The 15997-nt window shown below is 61.2% G+C and carries 17 protein-coding genes; 10 read left to right on the top strand and 7 right to left on the bottom strand.

Annotation, left to right across the window (positions count from 1 at the left end; translation table 11 throughout):
* The first annotated feature begins 234 nt into the window (after positions 1-234).
* Complete coding sequence (locus HBN54_RS16515) at positions 235-2061, top strand: SWIM zinc finger family protein (protein ID WP_168674319.1); 1827 nt, start codon at positions 235-237, stop codon at positions 2059-2061.
* Positions 2062-2215: 154 nt separating this feature from the next.
* Here HBN54_RS16515 and HBN54_RS16510 read toward each other — a convergent pair whose 3' ends face one another.
* Complete coding sequence (locus HBN54_RS16510) at positions 2216-2875, bottom strand: Bax inhibitor-1/YccA family protein (protein ID WP_382214198.1); 660 nt, start codon at positions 2873-2875, stop codon at positions 2216-2218.
* A gap of 172 nt (positions 2876-3047) precedes the next feature.
* Here HBN54_RS16510 and HBN54_RS16505 point away from each other — a divergent pair, with 172 nt between their 5' ends.
* Positions 3048-4520 carry a DNA/RNA non-specific endonuclease gene (locus HBN54_RS16505; protein ID WP_168674318.1) on the top strand — a complete coding sequence of 491 codons (1473 nt, stop codon included), beginning with the start codon at positions 3048-3050 and terminating at the stop codon, positions 4518-4520.
* Between the two features lie 47 nt (positions 4521-4567).
* On the opposite strand, the gene HBN54_RS16500 is transcribed toward HBN54_RS16505, so the two are convergent.
* From HBN54_RS16500 to rsmA, 6 genes are all read right to left on the bottom strand, one after another.
* Positions 4568-5404, bottom strand: a complete 837-nt coding sequence (locus HBN54_RS16500; RefSeq protein ID WP_168674317.1) for an alpha/beta hydrolase family protein — start codon at positions 5402-5404, stop codon at positions 4568-4570.
* 99 nt (positions 5405-5503) lie between these two features.
* Complete coding sequence (locus HBN54_RS24040) at positions 5504-6334, bottom strand: nuclease A inhibitor family protein (RefSeq protein WP_168674316.1); 831 nt, start codon at positions 6332-6334, stop codon at positions 5504-5506.
* Positions 6335-6480: 146 nt separating this feature from the next.
* Positions 6481-6957 carry a transcription elongation factor GreA gene (gene greA, locus HBN54_RS16490; protein WP_168674315.1) on the bottom strand — a complete coding sequence of 159 codons (477 nt, stop codon included), beginning with the start codon at positions 6955-6957 and terminating at the stop codon, positions 6481-6483.
* A gap of 101 nt (positions 6958-7058) precedes the next feature.
* On the bottom strand, positions 7059-8024 hold the full coding sequence (locus HBN54_RS16485; protein ID WP_168674314.1) for an NAD(P)-dependent oxidoreductase: 966 nt from the start codon (positions 8022-8024) through the stop codon (positions 7059-7061).
* Between the two features lie 12 nt (positions 8025-8036).
* Positions 8037-8438, bottom strand: a complete 402-nt coding sequence (locus tag HBN54_RS16480; protein WP_168674313.1) for a hypothetical protein — start codon at positions 8436-8438, stop codon at positions 8037-8039.
* A 43-nt stretch (positions 8439-8481) separates the two neighbouring features.
* Positions 8482-9312 carry a 16S rRNA (adenine(1518)-N(6)/adenine(1519)-N(6))-dimethyltransferase RsmA gene (gene rsmA, locus HBN54_RS16475; RefSeq protein ID WP_168674312.1) on the bottom strand — a complete coding sequence of 277 codons (831 nt, stop codon included), beginning with the start codon at positions 9310-9312 and terminating at the stop codon, positions 8482-8484.
* 144 nt (positions 9313-9456) lie between these two features.
* On the opposite strand from rsmA, the gene HBN54_RS16470 reads away from it, so the two are divergent.
* The 8 genes from HBN54_RS16470 to HBN54_RS16435 all read left to right on the top strand — a co-directional run bounded on the left by HBN54_RS16470 (position 9457) and on the right by HBN54_RS16435 (position 15910).
* The gene (locus tag HBN54_RS16470; RefSeq protein ID WP_168674311.1) at positions 9457-10914 is read left to right on the top strand and encodes a leucyl aminopeptidase family protein; all 1458 of its coding nucleotides are present in this window, start codon (positions 9457-9459) and stop codon (positions 10912-10914) included.
* 78 nt (positions 10915-10992) lie between these two features.
* On the top strand, positions 10993-12027 hold the full coding sequence (gene pdxA / locus HBN54_RS16465; protein WP_168674310.1) for a 4-hydroxythreonine-4-phosphate dehydrogenase PdxA: 1035 nt from the start codon (positions 10993-10995) through the stop codon (positions 12025-12027).
* 79 nt (positions 12028-12106) lie between these two features.
* Positions 12107-12415, top strand: a complete 309-nt coding sequence (locus HBN54_RS16460; protein ID WP_168674309.1) for a type II toxin-antitoxin system HigB family toxin — start codon at positions 12107-12109, stop codon at positions 12413-12415.
* Positions 12412-12780, top strand: a complete 369-nt coding sequence (locus HBN54_RS16455; RefSeq protein WP_168674308.1) for a helix-turn-helix domain-containing protein — start codon at positions 12412-12414, stop codon at positions 12778-12780. Before HBN54_RS16460 ends, HBN54_RS16455 begins: the two co-directional genes overlap by 4 nt.
* A gap of 77 nt (positions 12781-12857) precedes the next feature.
* Complete coding sequence (locus HBN54_RS16450) at positions 12858-13391, top strand: YceD family protein (RefSeq protein ID WP_168674307.1); 534 nt, start codon at positions 12858-12860, stop codon at positions 13389-13391.
* A gap of 68 nt (positions 13392-13459) precedes the next feature.
* Entirely contained in the window at positions 13460-13690 is a 231-nt protein-coding gene (gene rpmF / locus HBN54_RS16445; protein ID WP_168674306.1) for a 50S ribosomal protein L32, read from the top strand.
* A 118-nt stretch (positions 13691-13808) separates the two neighbouring features.
* Positions 13809-14750 (top strand): phosphate acyltransferase PlsX, encoded by a 942-nt coding sequence (gene plsX / locus HBN54_RS16440; protein ID WP_168674305.1) that lies wholly within the window; start codon positions 13809-13811, stop codon positions 14748-14750.
* 149 nt (positions 14751-14899) lie between these two features.
* Entirely contained in the window at positions 14900-15910 is a 1011-nt protein-coding gene (locus tag HBN54_RS16435; protein WP_168674304.1) for a beta-ketoacyl-ACP synthase III, read from the top strand.
* Positions 15911-15997: the final 87 nt, after the last annotated feature.

Here is a 15997-nt window from a genome sequence, read left to right as displayed (position 1 = left end):
CGACACCTGGTCTCTACATAGGGTAGCCGGCCGGGGTGGTTATCCGAAACCAAGAACGGGGTTTTATCCTATACCCCAAATCTACAGGTCTCTACGCCGTTCTGAGCACTTTATAAACAGCCTCAATCAGCAACAAGGAACCAGCAACCGAGACGCTTGCTACACCAGCAACTGCGCAATAGCAGTGCCCTTCTGCTAATTTTGCTACCATCGCGACCCAGCCACGCCCCTGTCATGTTCACCCGCCAATCCCTACGCCAACTGGCCAACGCCACCAGCTACAGTCGCGGCCAGAGCTACTACAACAACGGCTCCGTAACCAAGCTGCGCCGCGAGGGCGATACCTTCCACGCCGTGGTGCAGGGCAGCCGCAGCTACCGCGTGGCGCTGCGGCTGGCCCCGGCCGGACCGGAATGTACCTGCACCTGCCCCTATGACTGGGACGGCATCTGCAAGCACAACGTGGCCCTGGGCCTGGCCGTGCTCGACGGCCACCAGGCCACCGACCTGCAGCCCGCCCCGCCCGCGCTGGCGCCGGCTGCGGCGAGCCAGCTGACCACCGAGCTGAAAGCCGCCTGGGCCGAACGCAAGAAGGGCGACAAGCTGCGCTTCCTCAAGCAGGCCCTGGCCAAGAGCGACGACCTGGCCCGGCAGTTTCTGGGCTACGGCCGCCAGCCCGTGGCCACGTCCGACGAAGACCTGCTCGCCGACCTGCCCGCCCGACTCACCGAAACGTTGGAAACGCTGGAATTCGACGAGGAGCTGTGGGAAAACAGCGAGAGCTACTACGAGGACGACGAAGGCGAAGGCCTGCAGGAAGCCGCCGATGAGCTGCTGCGCGAAACGCTGGCTCCCTTCGTGGCCGAACTGCTGCGGGTGGCCCGCGCCGGCCAGCTTACCACCGCCCTGCGCTACTGGACCACGGCCAATGCCGCCATCTACCAGCTCGATGAGCCGGCCAGCGACGACTACGGCACCTTCGGCCACTACGGCACCGACGTGCTGCGGCACTGGCACGATGACCTGGCCACCGCCGGCTGGCCCCAGGTGCTGCTGGCGGCCGTGCTGCCTCCCGCCGAGCTCAAGGCCGCCCTGAAATGGCTGAGCCAGCACCTGGCCAACCCCACCGATACCTGGGCCGGTTTCGAGGACAGCTGGCGGCCCCTACTGCTGGCCCTGGCCGCCGACCCCACCGCCGCACCCCTGCTCAATGAGGCGCTGGCCAAAGCCCAGCTGAGCCCCGACACCCGCGCCCACCTGCGCCTCCAGCTGGCCCGCACCCTGCCCAACGACGCGGCCTGGGCCCAGGCCGCCGAAACCCTGCTGCCCACCGACCCCGCCGTGGCCCAGCAGCTGCTCCACTTTTACCTCACCCAGACCGACCGGCCCCAACTGCTGCGCGCCGCTACTACGGCCTTCACCACCTGGCCCGACCGCTTCGGCGGCTTCGTGCTGGGCACCTTCACGGCTGCCCAGGCCCCCGACCTGTTCCGGGCCGCCCTGCGCTACCGCGCCCTAGCCAACTCCAGCCGGGAAGATTTTACCCGCCTGCGACCGTTGCTCACACCGGCCGCCATTCAGGCTTTCGTGCGGGAGGCCGTGGCCGCCGCCCAAAAGCGGCGCGACAGCGTGGCCTTCGCCGCCGAGCTGCTGGCCACCGAAACCGACACCGCCGCCCTGCGCGAGTTTGTGCTGGGCCTTGAATGGCTGTTCATCAGCCCCGCTCAGGAGATGGAAGCGGCCCTTGCCCTGCTGGCTGCCGCCGACCCCACCGCCCTTATGGTGGCGCTCGAAACCCGCAGCCGCGCCTACCTCAACGGCCACGCCGGGGCCAAACGCGGCGGCCCGCTCTACGGGGCCATTGGCCGCTGGCTGGCCCTGGCCCACGCCGCCGGCCCGCGCCTTGTGGAGCCGGCCCTGCGCTTGGCTCAGGAGCTGCGCGAGGAATTTCCCACCCTGCACATGCTCAAAGACGCACTGCGCCAGCACAAGCTGTTGCCGGACAAGGCCGTAGTAGCCAAGGAGCCTGCCAAACGCGGGCGCAAGCCGAACCCGAAATAGCCTGGGGAATGTAAGTCGGCACCTTAGTATGCCTTTGTTATCTGACGCTTTCGCAACAGAACGGCTCCTTCCGCGAGCCCACTTCGGTAAGTGGATTTGCAGAAGGAGCCGTTGCGCAAGAGGACTCGCGAACTTCCGAAAGTTGTATTTGCGCCTACCGCCGCCGGCCGAAAATGCGCAGCAAAAACAGGAACAGGTTCACGAAATCGAGGTACAGCGTGAGCGCGCCCAGGATGGACGCTTTGTTGCTCGTCTCCTCGCCTTCCGTTACGCCAAGCAGCGCCAGCTGTTTCAGCTTCTGGGTATCGTAGGCCGTGAGGGCGGTAAAAATCAGCACGCCGATGAAGGAAGTGACAATTTCCAGCACCGAGTTATTGAGAAAAATATTGACCACCATGGCAATGACCAGCCCGATAACGGCCATGCTCAGGAGCTTGCCCCAGCCCGACAAATCAGCTTTGGTGAAGTAGCCAAAGAGGCTCATCACCCCAAACGTGCCCGCCGTGACGAAGAACGTGGAGGCGATGGACGCGGAGGTGTAGGCCAGAAACACGCAGCTCAGCGTCACGCCATTCAGCACGGCGTAGCCCACGAAAGCGGCCTGCACCTTGCCCAGGCTCCAGTCGAAAATGCGGGCCGAAAGAAAGCCCACGATGACCAGCTCCAGAATAATCAGCCCCATAAACACGAAACGGGTGCCAAAAACGAAGTTTATCAGCTCCGGCGAGGTGGAGGCGAACATGACAATGCCGCCTGTGAGGCCCAAGCCAGCGGCCATCCAGCCATACACCTGCGCAAAGAAGCGGGCTTGGATTTCGGCGGCTTCTTCGGCCGAGATTCGAATCTATCGGGGCTGCGGCCTGAATTGATTGTCTTCCATAAAGAGGGATGGGGCAAAAAAGTGGAAAGCTGAATAAGCGAGGCGAAGCTACGCACTGGTTTTCCACGAAGCCCGCCGGGGCCGGGCCGGCGCATATCTTCGCCTCATGCACGCTTCCGCTTACCTCACCCTCGCCGCGCTTGGCCTCCTGGCCTGCTCCCAGCAGCCCACCGAAACGGCCACTGCCACCCGCGCTCCGCAAGCCTCCACCGCCCAGCAGCCCGCCCCCGCTCCGTTCCCCGAAACCTTCGAGGCCGGCAGCAAGGGCGCTTACGAAGAAGCCGACGAGCCGCTGGCTACGGGAGCCTGGCACTTTCAGGATGCCCTTATCGGCAGCAGCCCACAGGACCACAAGTCCGGCGAGCGGGCCGCCCGCCTGCGCAACCTCGGCCGCCTGTCCATGCGCTTCGATGCCAAAGCCGGCGTCCGCCGCATCACCATTTCGGCCGCCGCCTATGGCACCGACGGCCCCAGCACCTGGGAGCTGTGGCTGAGCCGCGACGGCGGCCGCACCTACGCCCGCACCGGCGCGCCGGTCGTCACCAGCGGCCCCACGCTCACGCCCCACACCTTCGCCGGCCTGGCCAACGAGCCCCTGCGCCTCGAAATCCGCAAAACCAGCGGCCCCAAAAACCGGCTCGATATCGATGACATCGTACTCGAAACTGCGGCCGGCCCCGCCGTAGCCACGAGCACCGGAGCCACGGGCGGCTACTTCGAGAACCGGAACAACCCGCAGGCACCCGCTACGCAGCCGCCCCCCGCCACCACACAGTACCCGGCCGGCACCGGCACGGGCACCGCCCAGGACCCCAACGATGCCAACCTCGCCCTCGGCAACCCCAGCGGCGCGACCTCTGACCCCGCCAACGCCAGCAACTACCTGCTCGTGCACCCCGAATTCACCATCGGCTACAACGCCTCACGCGGCATCCCCACCTGGGTAAGCTGGCATATCGATAAGGCCGACCTCGGCCAGGCGCCCCGCCAGAATAACTTCCGGCCCGATGCCGCTCTGCCCCGCCAGTTCTACCAAGTGTCGCCCGCCAGCTACGCACGCTCCGGCTTCGACAAAGGCCACAACTGCCCCAGCGGCGACCGCACCGCCGACCTCGACGCCAACTCCAACACCTTCCTGATGACCAATATGGTGCCCCAGGCCCCCAAAAACAACCAGCAAACCTGGGCTCACCTCGAAGAATACGGCCGCTCGCAAATCCAGCGCGGCCAGGAAATCTACGTCATCATGGGCTGCTACGGCCGTGGCGGCACCGGCGCCAATGGCTTCGTGCAAACCCTCGACCAAGGCCATGTCACCGTTCCCGCCCGAATCTGGAAAATAATGGTCATCCTGCCCGACGGCACTAACGACCTTCAGCGCATCGCCACCGACCCCACCGTGCGCGTGCTGGCCATCGACACGCCCAACGACAACAACACCGTGAGCCCCGACTGGAAGCAATACCTCACCTCAGTGGATAAAATCGAAGCCGCCACCGGCCTCGATTTATTGAGTGCCCTGCCCCGCGACGCCCAGGCCCGCCTGCAAAAGCTGGTGGACACCGGCCGGGCCGAATAGCTGTAGCGCGGACTTTGCGAGTCCGCGAATCGTAATCTCCTCGCGAACTAAACCCCGCGACGCTTCCCAGCCAGAAAGCGCGTCACCTCGGCCACGTACTTGTCGCCATATTCCCCCTCACTCATCTTATAAAACCCCTCCTGGTGTCCGCCCTCGAAGCAGAGTACCTGTCGCCGCTGCCGCCACCGGGCCTGCCGCGTCACTACTACCGAATCGGCCAGGGGCGTGTTTTTGTCCGCAGTGCCTCCTATCAGCAGCCAGGGGCAGTACACGCGGCGCGCTACTTGCGGGTATTCGGCGGCGGCATCGGGCAGGGTCACCACCTTCTGGCTTCGCTGAAAAATAGCGGCCACCAACTGCTGCGGATTAGCCACGTAGCCCTCGGCAACAAGAAAGTCGCACTTGCTGGTGGCTGCTACCTCCGAGCCCATAATCGTACCCATCGAAAAGCCGATAATGCCCGTGCGACTGCGCGGATAGCGGTGCCGGGCATCGGCCAGCACAGTGCGCAGGTCGGTGGTGAATTCGGGGTAGTACAGCTGCTGCTGGTCGATGGCAAAGTTGCTGCTGTGCCCGAAGCCCCGGTAGTCGAACAGATACACGCGGTAGCCGCCCTGGCTCAGGGCCCGCGCCTGCCAGAGGAAATACGACATGTTGTTCGAGTCGCCGTAGGCCATGACCATGGTGGTGTGCCGGTCGGGCACGTTGACGGCGGGTTCCACTATCCAGCCGGTCAGTTGGGCGTGGTCGGGCGTGGCGAGGGCGGTGGTCTGGTAGCGCAGGCCCAGCGAATCGGGGGTGGCCACCCACTCGCGGCTGGGCTTGAGTGCCCAGGCAGCGGCAGTTTGCAACAGGAAAAAACTTACCAGTATAAGGCGGCGCATGGTTAGAAATAAAAAAGGAGCGAAGGATTGTCGCTACAGACAGCCCTTCGCTCCCATCGTTGCAGCCAGCGCAATAGATGCGGGCTCACCCTGCGCCTATCACGTTTCCGTCAGCACCGTTTTGAAGCCGGCTAGGGTGCCATCCATCATTCGGCCCAGGGCGTAGGCGTGGATTTGTGGGCCCTTGCCCACGCGGTATACCTGCACGCCGTCCATGTCCTGCTTCATGAACATTTGCAGGCTCTTGTAGCGATTCGAGAGCGACACGTCGTTCAGCACGCCGTCATCGGCCGTGTGGTTGCGCAGGAACTGGGTCAGTTCCATGGTTTCCACCTTGGCATCGGCGGGCTCGCCCAGCAGCTTTAGCAGCGCGGCGTTGGGGAGTTCGCCCCCCGGCGCGGCGTAGGCCACGGCCTCAAGCGGCGCATCCGATTCGCTCAGGAAGTGCAGGCCGGCCACCTGCTTTTGCAGCTCGGCGGGCACGGCGGCGCTGGCATCGGCCCCGGCAGGTTTGGCCTCAGCCAGGCCGCTGCCGCCTTCCACTTTGGCGGCGATGGCGTTGGCCAGCTCCTTCATCCGCTCCTCGGGCACCTTGATTTTAGGATTGGCGAAGTTCATGTCCGACACCTTATTAATCGGAATGAGGTGAATGTGGGCGTGCGGCACTTCCAGCCCAATCACGGCCACGCCAATGCGCTTGCACGGCACGGCCGCCTGCACTGCCTTGGCCACGCGCTGCGCAAACACGTGCAGCGCCGCCAGCTCATCGGCCGGCATGTCAAAAATGTAGTCGACTTCCTTCTTGGGAATCACCAGCGTGTGGCCTTCCACCAGCGGCGTGATGTCGAGAAAAGCCAGGTGGCGGCCGTCCTCGGCCACTTTATAAGCCGGCAACTCGCCGGAAACGATGCGGGAGAAAATCGAAGGCATAGGAATGTGAGGTAAGCTTTAGCTTGCCGTAAAAATCCGGCACATCGGCAAAGAAAAGCCAAAAAAATAAGGCGAGCCCGTGGGCAGCGCCTTATTGTCCTTCTCCTGAAACGGCCCTACGGTGTCAGCTAAAGCTTACCGCACAATTACCGCGAAATCTCCAGAATCTCGAACTGCAGCTTGCCGGCGGGAACCGTGATTTCGGCCGTGTCGCCGGCCGATTTGCCCAGCAGGCCCTTGCCAATCGGCGACTTTACCGAGATTTTGCCAGCGGCCAGGTTGGCTTCTTCCTCGGCTACCAGCGTGTAGTCGAGCACCATGTTATTCTTGAGGTTTTTCAGCTTCACCTTGCTCATGATGAGCACCTTGCTGAAATCCATGTTAGTTTCGTCGATGACGCGGGCGTTGCCCAGCACTTCTTCGAGCTTCGAAATTTTGAGTTCCAGCAGGCCCTGGGCGTCCTTGGCGGCATCGTATTCGGCGTTCTCGCTCAGGTCGCCTTTGTCGCGGGCTTCGCGCAGGTCTTCGGCAGCCTTGGCCCGGCCCCGGACTTTGAGGTCCTGGAGGTCATCCTTCAGTTTTTGCAGGCCCTCGGGAGTGTAATAATTGATGGTGGTGGCCATGGGAGTAGATGCTTGACGGTTTGGCTAAAAAGCAAGGAGAACGGCTGGCACTGCCAACCGTTCTCCCTTCTTAGGTTCCTGGCAAAGATACGCAAAACGAATTAGCCCCCGGCATTTGCCCCCAACGCCCCGGCCCGAAAAGCCCGAATTTTCTCCACCAGCACTTCATTGATGCGGGCATAGCTCTCGAAGCTCCAGCCGCCTACGTGCGGCGTGAGCACCACATTCGGAGCAGTTCTTAGGAAATCGAACGAGGCCTGCTGAGCCGGGCTGAGGGTCTGGAGCTTCTCATTGTCGAGTACATCCAGCGCGGCACCGCGCACCGTGCCCACCCGCAGGGCCTGCACCAGCGCGGCCTGGTCCACGACCTCGCCCCGGGCGGTATTCATCACCCAGATTGGTTTTTTGAAACCCACCAGTAGCGCCTCGTTTACAAAATGGTGGTTGGCCGCCGAGTAAGGGATGTGAAGGCTGAGCACGTCGGCGCAGGCCTGCAGTTCGGCCAGCGGCACCAGTTCGGCATGGCCGTCGGTGGTCACGGCCGGGTTGCTATCATGCGCCCGTACCGTGCAGCCAAACGCCCGTAGTCGTTGCGCAAAGGCCCGGCCCATGTGCCCATAGCCCAGCAGCCCAATGGTTTTGCCTCCGATTTCGGTACCCCGGTTGGCCTCGCGCTGCCATAAGCCCTGACGCACTTCGTAGTCGGCGCTCGGAATATGGCGCAACAGGCCCAGCAGCAGGCCCACGGCAAACTCGCCCACCGCGTCGCGGTTGCCCTCGGGCGCGTTCAGCAGCATTACGCCAGCCGCCGCCATCGCGGCCGTATCGATGTTATCGGTGCCGGCCCCGGCGCGGGCCACGTAGCGCAGCTGCGGGCCGTGGGCCAGCAAATCGGCTGTCACGCGCAGCTTGCTGCGCACCACCAGGCCCTCGTAGGGCTGGGCGGACAGCGCGGCAGGCACCTCGGCGGCAGTGAGAGTGGGTTGGTAATCCATCTCGATGCCGATGCTTTCAAGCATAGCGGGCAGCGATGGGTGCATCTCGTCGATAACTAGGCAGAGGCTCATTGGGAAATGACCTTAAAAGGGTCCCGTTTTATTAAGCAATGTGTCACCATATAGCTGAAGTAGCTTATTGTTCATTTCAGATTTTTGAAGAGGACCAATTTTACCTTGTTGAGCCATCTGTATGGTTGTCGCGGCTATTGGAAACATGAAATAAACGTCTGCACCAACTCGTACAATCAAGTAATTATGCCCCAACTGCGTGGCAAAAACATTGTCTAGCAATGGTTTGCCATAAGGCTTATCGACATCCTCATACCAATGCAAGGCAACGCCTTCATCGTAGGTAGCGGTATAATACCTGCCAACAATGTGCGTGATATTGTCCTCATCAAAAAAATAGTCTGAAATTAAATACCAGCTGCAAAAAGCTACTAGTACTCCAACTAATAATTTCCGGACCAAGGGCATATACACAGGCCTTAAAACATTATTTTCAATGAGTTAAGTCAAATCACCGCTACTCAACCACATCATTGATATCCAAGTCCGGCAAAGCTGCCCCGCCCGCCATATGCTGGCCTACGTGCCGTGTCAATTTCACGAATTCGGCCACGCCCAACTGCTCAGCGCGCTTCTCAAAAATGGGGTCGGTAGTAGCTTCGGCCGGCATACCAAATAGCTTAAGCGCGTTGCGCAGCGTCTTGCGGCGCGTCTGGAATGCCTGCTTCACCACCCGGAAAAACAGCTTTTCATCGCAGTCCAGCTGCAGCGTGTCGTTGCGCGTGAGGCGCACCACGGCCGACTCCACCTTGGGGGGCGGGTTAAAGACGTGCGGCGGCACCGTAAACAGGTATTCAATCTTATAAAAAGCCTGCAACAGCACGCTCAATATGCCGTAGGTTTTCGAGCCGGGCGGCTCGGCCAGGCGCTGGGCCACTTCCTTTTGAATCATGCCCACCACCTCGCGCACCTGCTGGCGGTTGCTGAGCACAGCAAAGAAAATCTGGCTGCTGATGTTGTAGGGGAAGTTGCCGATGATGGCCAGCGGCTGGTCCGGAAACATCGTGGCCAGGCTCTGCTTCAGGAAGTCGGTAGCGTAAATGCGGTCGGCCAGGGCCGGGTAATGCACCTTCAGGTAAGCCACCGACTCGGTATCAATCTCGACCACGCTGGTCTGGTAGGCCGGGTTCTGGAGCAGGTATTGCGTGAGCACGCCCATGCCGGGCCCGATTTCGAGGACTTCTTTCACCTCGTCGGGCAGTTGCAGCGCGCCCACGATGTTGCGGGCAATATTCGGGTCGGCCAGAAAGTGCTGGCCCAGGTGCTTTTTGGGGCGAACGGTATTCACGGGAGCAGTGGTGAGGTGGTGAAATGGTGAAGTGGTGAGTGCGGTTCGGCGGCCGGGGCCATGAGCCATCAAACTCACCACCTCACCATTTCACCACCTCACCTCTACCTTGCGGCCTCAAATCTACGGCCTTCATCCCCGCTTATGTTCTTAGCCCTCGCTCACGCGGCCGCCGCGCCGGCCCAGTCCACGCAGGTTTTCATCCTGCCCACTGGCACCACCACCCTGCCCAAAGCCGCTGCCGGCGACTTGCCCACCGCCGCCCTCCAGTACGTGGAGGCCGCCCTGGCCAACGACCAGAAACTCGTTCACCTCAACCATTTCAGCCACCACCACTACTTCGTGGTGCTCGCCGATAAGCCCACTACCGCCCAGGTTGCCGAGCAGCTGCGCCGCGCCGGCCACACCCTGCACGGCCAGTTGAAAGCCGAAAAAGTAGCCGAAGTATTCATCGACAACCTCAGCGCCACCGCCAACGCCGCGCTACTACTAGCCGAAGGCCTGGCCCTGACCGCCTACCAGTTCGAAGGCTACAAAACCGACGAGAAGTCGCGCAAAGCCCCGGAGCTGAAAGAAGTTTACCTAGTCGATAAATCCGCCACTGCGGCCCAGATTCACGAGCTCGATGGCCTGCTGCAAGGAGTGCTGCTGGCCCGCGACCTCGTCAACGCCCCGCTCAATAAACTGAATGCCGTGCAGTTTGCTGAGCGCATGGCCCAGGCCGGCGACGAAGCCGGCTACACCACCGACATCCTCGACCTGGCCAAAATTGAAGCCCTGCGCATGGGCGGCCTGCTCGCCGTCAACCTCGGCTCGCCCGAGCCGCCCACCTTCAGCATCCTCGAGTACAAGCCCGAAAACGCCCAGAACGAGAAGCCTTACGTCCTCGTAGGCAAAGGCGTGGTGTTCGATACCGGCGGCCTCAGCCTCAAGCCCACGCCCAACAGCATGGACATGATGAAGTGCGACATGGCCGGCGGCGCGGCCGTGGCCGGCACCCTTTTCGCCCTCGCCAAAAACCAGGTGCCATTGTACGTCATCGGTCTGGTGCCCGCCACCGACAACCGCCCCGGCGGCCTAGCCTACGCCCCCGGCGATGTCATCACGATGCACTCCGGCCTCACCGTCGAAGTAAAAAACACCGATGCCGAAGGCCGCCTGCTCCTCGCCGATGCCCTCAGCTTCGCCAAGCGCTACGACCCCGAGCTGGTTATCGACCTCGCCACCCTCACCGGGGCCGCCGTACGCGCCCTCGCCACCGAAGCGTCAGCTTCAATGGGCACCGCCGAACCCGCCACCCTGCAAAAGCTCAGCGAAGCAGGCTACGCCGTGCACGAGCGCCTGGTAGAATTCCCCCTCTGGGACGAGTACGCCGACCACATCAAATCTGACATCGCCGACCTCAGCAACCTGGGCAAGGGCGAAGCCGGCCACATCTCGGCCGCCAAGTTCCTGGAGCGTTTCGCCGTCGGCTACCCCTGGATTCACCTCGACATCGCCGGCCCCGCGTACCTGACGGCCGCCGAAAGCTACCGGGGCAAAGGCGGCACCGGCACCGGCGTACGCCTGCTGTATGAGTTCCTAACGGGGTTTGTGCGGTAAGCTTTAGCTTGCCGTATTTCGCTCCTGCCCTCCCCCTTCGATATTCAACGGCAAGCTAAAGCTTACCGCACACTGTATATGCCCCACAACCTTCCCCGCCTCGGCTTTTCCGTGGGCGACCTCGCCGGCATCGGCCCCGAAGTCATCTACAAAACCCTGCTCGATGAGCGCCTGCTCAAAATCTGCACGCCCGTCATCTACGGTACGGCTACGGCGCTGTTCGACGACTTCCCCACTCCCGCCGATTCCGAGCATCTGCAGTTTCGCCAGCTGCGCGACGTGGCCGACACCGCCCCTGGCCGTCTTAATGCCGTGACCTGCTGGGACGAAGATTTCGCCCTCGCGCCCGGCCAGCCCTCCCCCGCCACCGGTGCGGCCGCCCGCGAAAGCCTCCTCGCCGCCGCCCGCGACCTTAAGGCCGGCAAGCTCGACGGCATCGTGACGGCCCCCATCAGCAAAGACAACACCCAGGCCGACAACTTCCGCTACCCCGGCCACACCGAGTTTCTCACCAGCTTCTTCGAAGCTCCCGAGAGCCTCATGTTTCTGGTAGACGAGGATGCCGCCCTGCGCATTGCCACCGTCACCGGCCACATTCCCCTCAAAGACGTGCCCGCTAAGCTCACCGCCGAGCTGCTACGCACCAAAATAACGCTGCTGCTCAAGTCGCTCAAGAACGATTTTGGCATCCTCAAGCCGCGCATTGCCGTGCTCGGCCTCAATCCCCACGCCGGCGAAAACGGCCTGTTGGGCAAGGAGGAAGGCGATACCGTTTCCCCCGTAATCCAGCAGTTCGCCCACGACGGCCACCTCGTATTCGGCCCCTTCCCGGCCGATGGCTTCTTCGGCACCCAGCAGTTCCGCCAGTTCGACGCCACACTGGCCCTTTACCACGACCAGGGACTGATTCCCTTCAAACTCATGGCCTTCGAGCGCGGCGTGAACTTCACCGCCGGATTAAACGTGGTACGCACCTCGCCCGACCACGGCACCGCCTACGGCCTGGCCGGCCAGTACAAAGCCGACGAATCATCCTTCCGCGCCGCCGTGTACCTAGCCTGCGACATCTGGAAACAGCGCCGGGAAAACGCGGAGCCCCGCTCGGCAAGGTAGTTTCTTCTCGGAAACGAAATTTTCTTTCTAATTTTGAAACGCGGCTGGCAACAGCCGCGTTTCTGGTTTCAATTCGTTCATGGTAATTATTAGCCGCGCCGTGCTGCGTGCTTTTGTACTTGCGCATCCCGATGCCGAAGCGGCTTTAGAAGAATGGTATCATCATGTGCGAACTGTTGAATGGGCTAACGGTGCTGCCGTGCGTCAGTCGTTTCGCACTGCCGACCATGTGGGCAACGAGCGTTTCGTTTTCAATATCAAAGGCAACCGCTACCGCCTGATAGCCTCCATTTCTTTCACTACCCGAACCATTTACATCAAATTCGTCGGCACGCATCGCCAATACGACGCCATTGATGCAGCCACCGTTGAATTCATAAAGCTATGATTATTAATACCGCCGAGGAATTACGCGAGGCTTTTCGCCGATATGATGCCTTGGAGGCCCAGGGCATCGATGCCCATCCCGAAATTCAGCCCGAGGCCCGGGCGCTGGCGGAAGCCATTGAGGAATATGAGATTCGGATGGAGTATTTCCCCCTTCCCCCCAAGCCCACTACCCTGCCGGCCATGATTGAGCTAAAGCGCCAGCAGCAGCACCTCAAGCAAAAGGAGCTCGCCGCCCTGCTCGAAGTGCCGCCCGGACGCCTCTCCCAAATCCTGAGCGGCAAGCGCCGCGTGACCATGGACCTGGCCAAAAAACTCTACGAACGCCTGCACATCAGCCCCGAATTCATCCTCAAAACTGCCTGAACGATGGGGAAAATGGCCCGAACTTTTGGCAAAAAGCCGGATTTTCACTACTTTTGCCCCCTGCTATCCAGCCGACCGTGAAAAAAGAAAGCATATACGACCTCAACTTAGCCAGACTGGCGCTGAAAACGCACCACTTTGAGTTTGAGCTGGGTCCCGAATTCTTCGCCTTATTCGACCAGCCCCTGGTGGAGCAAGGCAACCTGCACGCCGACGTGGAGCTCATCAAAACCGAGCGGCTGATGACGCTGAACTTCCACATCACCGGCACCGTGCAGCTCACCTGCGACCGGAGCCTTGATGAGTTCGACCAGCCGCTGGACATTGAAGAGCAGCTGCTGGTGCGCTTCGGCGACGAGGCCAAGGAGCTGGACGACAACGTGCTGCAAATCACACCCGAAACCCAGACCCTGCCCCTCGCCCAGCATCTCTACGATTACATTGGTCTGGCCCTGCCCATGAAGAAGCTGCACCCGCGCTTCCAGGACGAGGCCGACGAAAACCCCGACGCGCCGACCAAGCTCATCTTCAGCACCCGTCCTGCCGATGATGCGCCCGACGACGACGAGCCGGCCGACCCGCGTTGGGCCGCGCTGCGCAACCTGAATTAATCCGTCAGTGCCCCGAGTCGCTTCCCACTCGTTAACCGCAACTTCAATCCCCTAATTTCAACTAAACCATGGCACATCCTAAGCGCCGCACCTCCACCGCCGTTCGCGACAAGCGTCGTACCCACTACAAGCTGACCCCTAAGGCTGTGACCCTTTGCCCCAACACGGGCGAGCTGCACCTGCGCCACAAGGCATACGTGGTAGACGGCGACCTGTATCATAACGGCCAGTTGGCCATCAAAAACTACACGAAAACCAACGCTGCCCCCGCAGCCGACGTTGCCGAAGACGACGAATAGCGCGTTTGGTTGTTACTTCGCGGCACCACATGGTCCGGCTTCGCTCCTTTTTTAAGCCAGCGGGGCCGGATTTTTGGTACTTTTGCTTTCCGCTGACCTCCCTCCAAACACCTCTTTCATGAAAATAGCCCTCGACGCAATGGGCGGCGATTTCGCCCCCCAAGCCGCCGTGGCAGGTGCCCTTCTGGCTGCCGAGCAACTCGCCGGCCGGGCCACCATTGTCCTTATCGGCCAGGAAGACGCCGTGCGTCCCCTGCTTCAGGCTGCCGGCCCCGCTGGCACCGCGCTCGAATTCGTTCCTGCTTCGCAGGTTATCGACATGGGTGAACACCCCGCCAAAGCCTTCCAGCAGAAGCAGGATTCGAGCATTGCCGTAGGCTACAAGATGCTCCTCGCGGGCACAGTAGATGCCTTTTGCTCGGCGGGCAACACAGGGGCGATGCTTGTGGGGGCCATGCTCACGGTGAAGGCCGTGCCCGGCGTGATTCGCCCCGCCATCGCCAACTTCGTTCCCAAACTAACGGGCCAGTTCGGTATCCTGCTCGATGTGGGGGCCAACGCCGAGTGCAAGCCCGAAATGCTGGAGCAGTTCGGCGAGCTTGGCTTTCTGTATGCGCGCTACGTGCTGGGCATCGAGCAGCCCAAAGTAGGCCTCGTGAATCTGGGCGAGGAAGAGGGCAAGGGTACGCCCATCACCCAGGCCGCGCACCAGCTGCTGAAGGTGAACCCGCACATCAATTTTGTGGGCAACGTGGAAGGCCGCGACATGTTCAACGAGAAGGCCGACGTGATTGTGTGCGACGGCTTTACGGGCAATATCCTGCTGAAAATGGCCGAATCCATCTATGAGATGATGGAGGAAAAGCACATTCACGACCCGTTCTTCGACAAATTCAACTACGAGGCCGTGGGCGGCTCGCCTATTCTGGGTATTAATGACAATGCCATCATCGGGCATGGGCGGAGCACCCCTTTGGCCATCGGCAACATGCTGGTGCAGGGCTTCAATATGGCCGACTCCGGGATTGTTGACCAAATAAAGGCTACTTTTAAGTCCTAGCCCCGGCTCCCGGCGGTGAAAAACCTCCGGCTTCGGCCGGATTTTTTTTAGATGCTTGGGCGCTCATTGCCGGAGCGTTGGGTGGCCGTACCCGGCCGCGCCGCCGCCCGCATTCCTATTTTACGCTTGCCCCGCCTACTTTTGCCCGTATGAAGATTACTGCCGCCATCACTGGTGTGGGTTCTTATGTGCCCGACTATGTGCTAACCAATGCCGAGCTTGAAAAGCTGGTGGATACCAACGACGAGTGGATTATGTCGCGCACGGGCATCCGGGAGCGCCGCATTCTGAAGGGTGAAAACCAGGGTACTTCCGTGATGGGCATCAAGGCAGTGCAGCGATTGTTGGAGAAAACCGGCACCAACCCCGACGATGTGGAGCTGCTGATTTGCGCTACCACCACGCCCGACCTGCTATTTCCGGCCACTGCCAACATTATTTCCAACGGTGTGGGCATCACCAAGGCCTTCAGCTTTGATATGAACGCGGCGTGCTCCACCTTCCTGTTTGCGCTGGCCACGGGCGCGCAATACATCCAGGCGGGTACGCACAAAAAGGTTATTGTGGTGGGTGCCGATAAGATGTCGGCCATCGTGGACTATACCGACCGCGCCAACTGCATCCTGTTTGGCGATGCGGCCGCCGCCGTGCTACTCGAACCCAGCACCGACGGCTTTGGCATTCTCGACCAGGTGCTGCGCACCGATGGCAGCGGCGAAGCCTACCTGCACCAGAAATCCGGCGGCAGCCGCCGCCCCCCAACGCACGCTACGGTAGATGCCAAGGAGCACTACATCTACCAGGAGGGCGCCACGGTATTCAAATTTGCCGTGAAGAGCATGGCCGACGTGGCCGCCCAGGTAATGGAGCGCAACCACCTCAGCAAGGACGACGTGGCTTTTCTGGTGCCGCACCAGGCCAACAAGCGCATCATCGATGCCACGGCCAACCGCATGGGCGTAGGCCCGGAGAAGGTGATGCTTAACATCGACCGCTACGGCAACACCACCAACGCCACTATTCCGCTGTGCCTTTCTGACTACGAAAGCCAGCTGCGCCGGGGCGATAATTTGATTCTGGCAGCCTTCGGCGGCGGCTTCACCTGGGGCTCCATATACATTAAATGGGCGTATGATGGCGATAAAGCAGTGAAGAGTTAAAAGTTATGAGTTAAAACGCTGGCTTACTCTTAATTTTGTCGTCTGTCCCATCCATTTCGTAACAACACCCCACCCAAATTGAAAGCC

The organism is Hymenobacter artigasi (assembly GCF_012275535.1).
Lineage (GTDB): Bacteria > Bacteroidota > Bacteroidia > Cytophagales > Hymenobacteraceae > Hymenobacter > Hymenobacter artigasi.
The sequence above is the reverse complement of the archived record's forward strand: the minus strand, read 5'-3'. Positions and strand labels throughout refer to the sequence as shown.

Bases quoted from the DNA above. Each gene is read 5' to 3' on its own strand.
- plsX (WP_168674305.1), top strand. From the start codon at position 13,809: ATGAAAATAGCCCTCGACGCAATGGGCGGCGATTTCGCCCCCCAAGCC.
- rpmF (WP_168674306.1), top strand. From the start codon at position 13,460: ATGGCACATCCTAAGCGCCGCACCTCCACCGCCGTTCGCGACAAGCGT.
- HBN54_RS16500 (WP_168674317.1), bottom strand. From the start codon at position 5,404: ATGCGCCGCCTTATACTGGTAAGTTTTTTCCTGTTGCAAACTGCCGCT.
- HBN54_RS16505 (WP_168674318.1), top strand. From the start codon at position 3,048: ATGCACGCTTCCGCTTACCTCACCCTCGCCGCGCTTGGCCTCCTGGCC.
- HBN54_RS16515 (WP_168674319.1), top strand. From the start codon at position 235: ATGTTCACCCGCCAATCCCTACGCCAACTGGCCAACGCCACCAGCTAC.
- HBN54_RS24040 (WP_168674316.1), bottom strand. From the start codon at position 6,334: ATGCCTTCGATTTTCTCCCGCATCGTTTCCGGCGAGTTGCCGGCTTAT.
- HBN54_RS16460 (WP_168674309.1), top strand. From the start codon at position 12,107: ATGGTAATTATTAGCCGCGCCGTGCTGCGTGCTTTTGTACTTGCGCAT.
- HBN54_RS16470 (WP_168674311.1), top strand. From the start codon at position 9,457: ATGTTCTTAGCCCTCGCTCACGCGGCCGCCGCGCCGGCCCAGTCCACG.
- pdxA (WP_168674310.1), top strand. From the start codon at position 10,993: ATGCCCCACAACCTTCCCCGCCTCGGCTTTTCCGTGGGCGACCTCGCC.
- HBN54_RS16455 (WP_168674308.1), top strand. From the start codon at position 12,412: ATGATTATTAATACCGCCGAGGAATTACGCGAGGCTTTTCGCCGATAT.
- greA (WP_168674315.1), bottom strand. From the start codon at position 6,957: ATGGCCACCACCATCAATTATTACACTCCCGAGGGCCTGCAAAAACTG.
- HBN54_RS16435 (WP_168674304.1), top strand. From the start codon at position 14,900: ATGAAGATTACTGCCGCCATCACTGGTGTGGGTTCTTATGTGCCCGAC.
- HBN54_RS16485 (WP_168674314.1), bottom strand. From the start codon at position 8,024: ATGAGCCTCTGCCTAGTTATCGACGAGATGCACCCATCGCTGCCCGCT.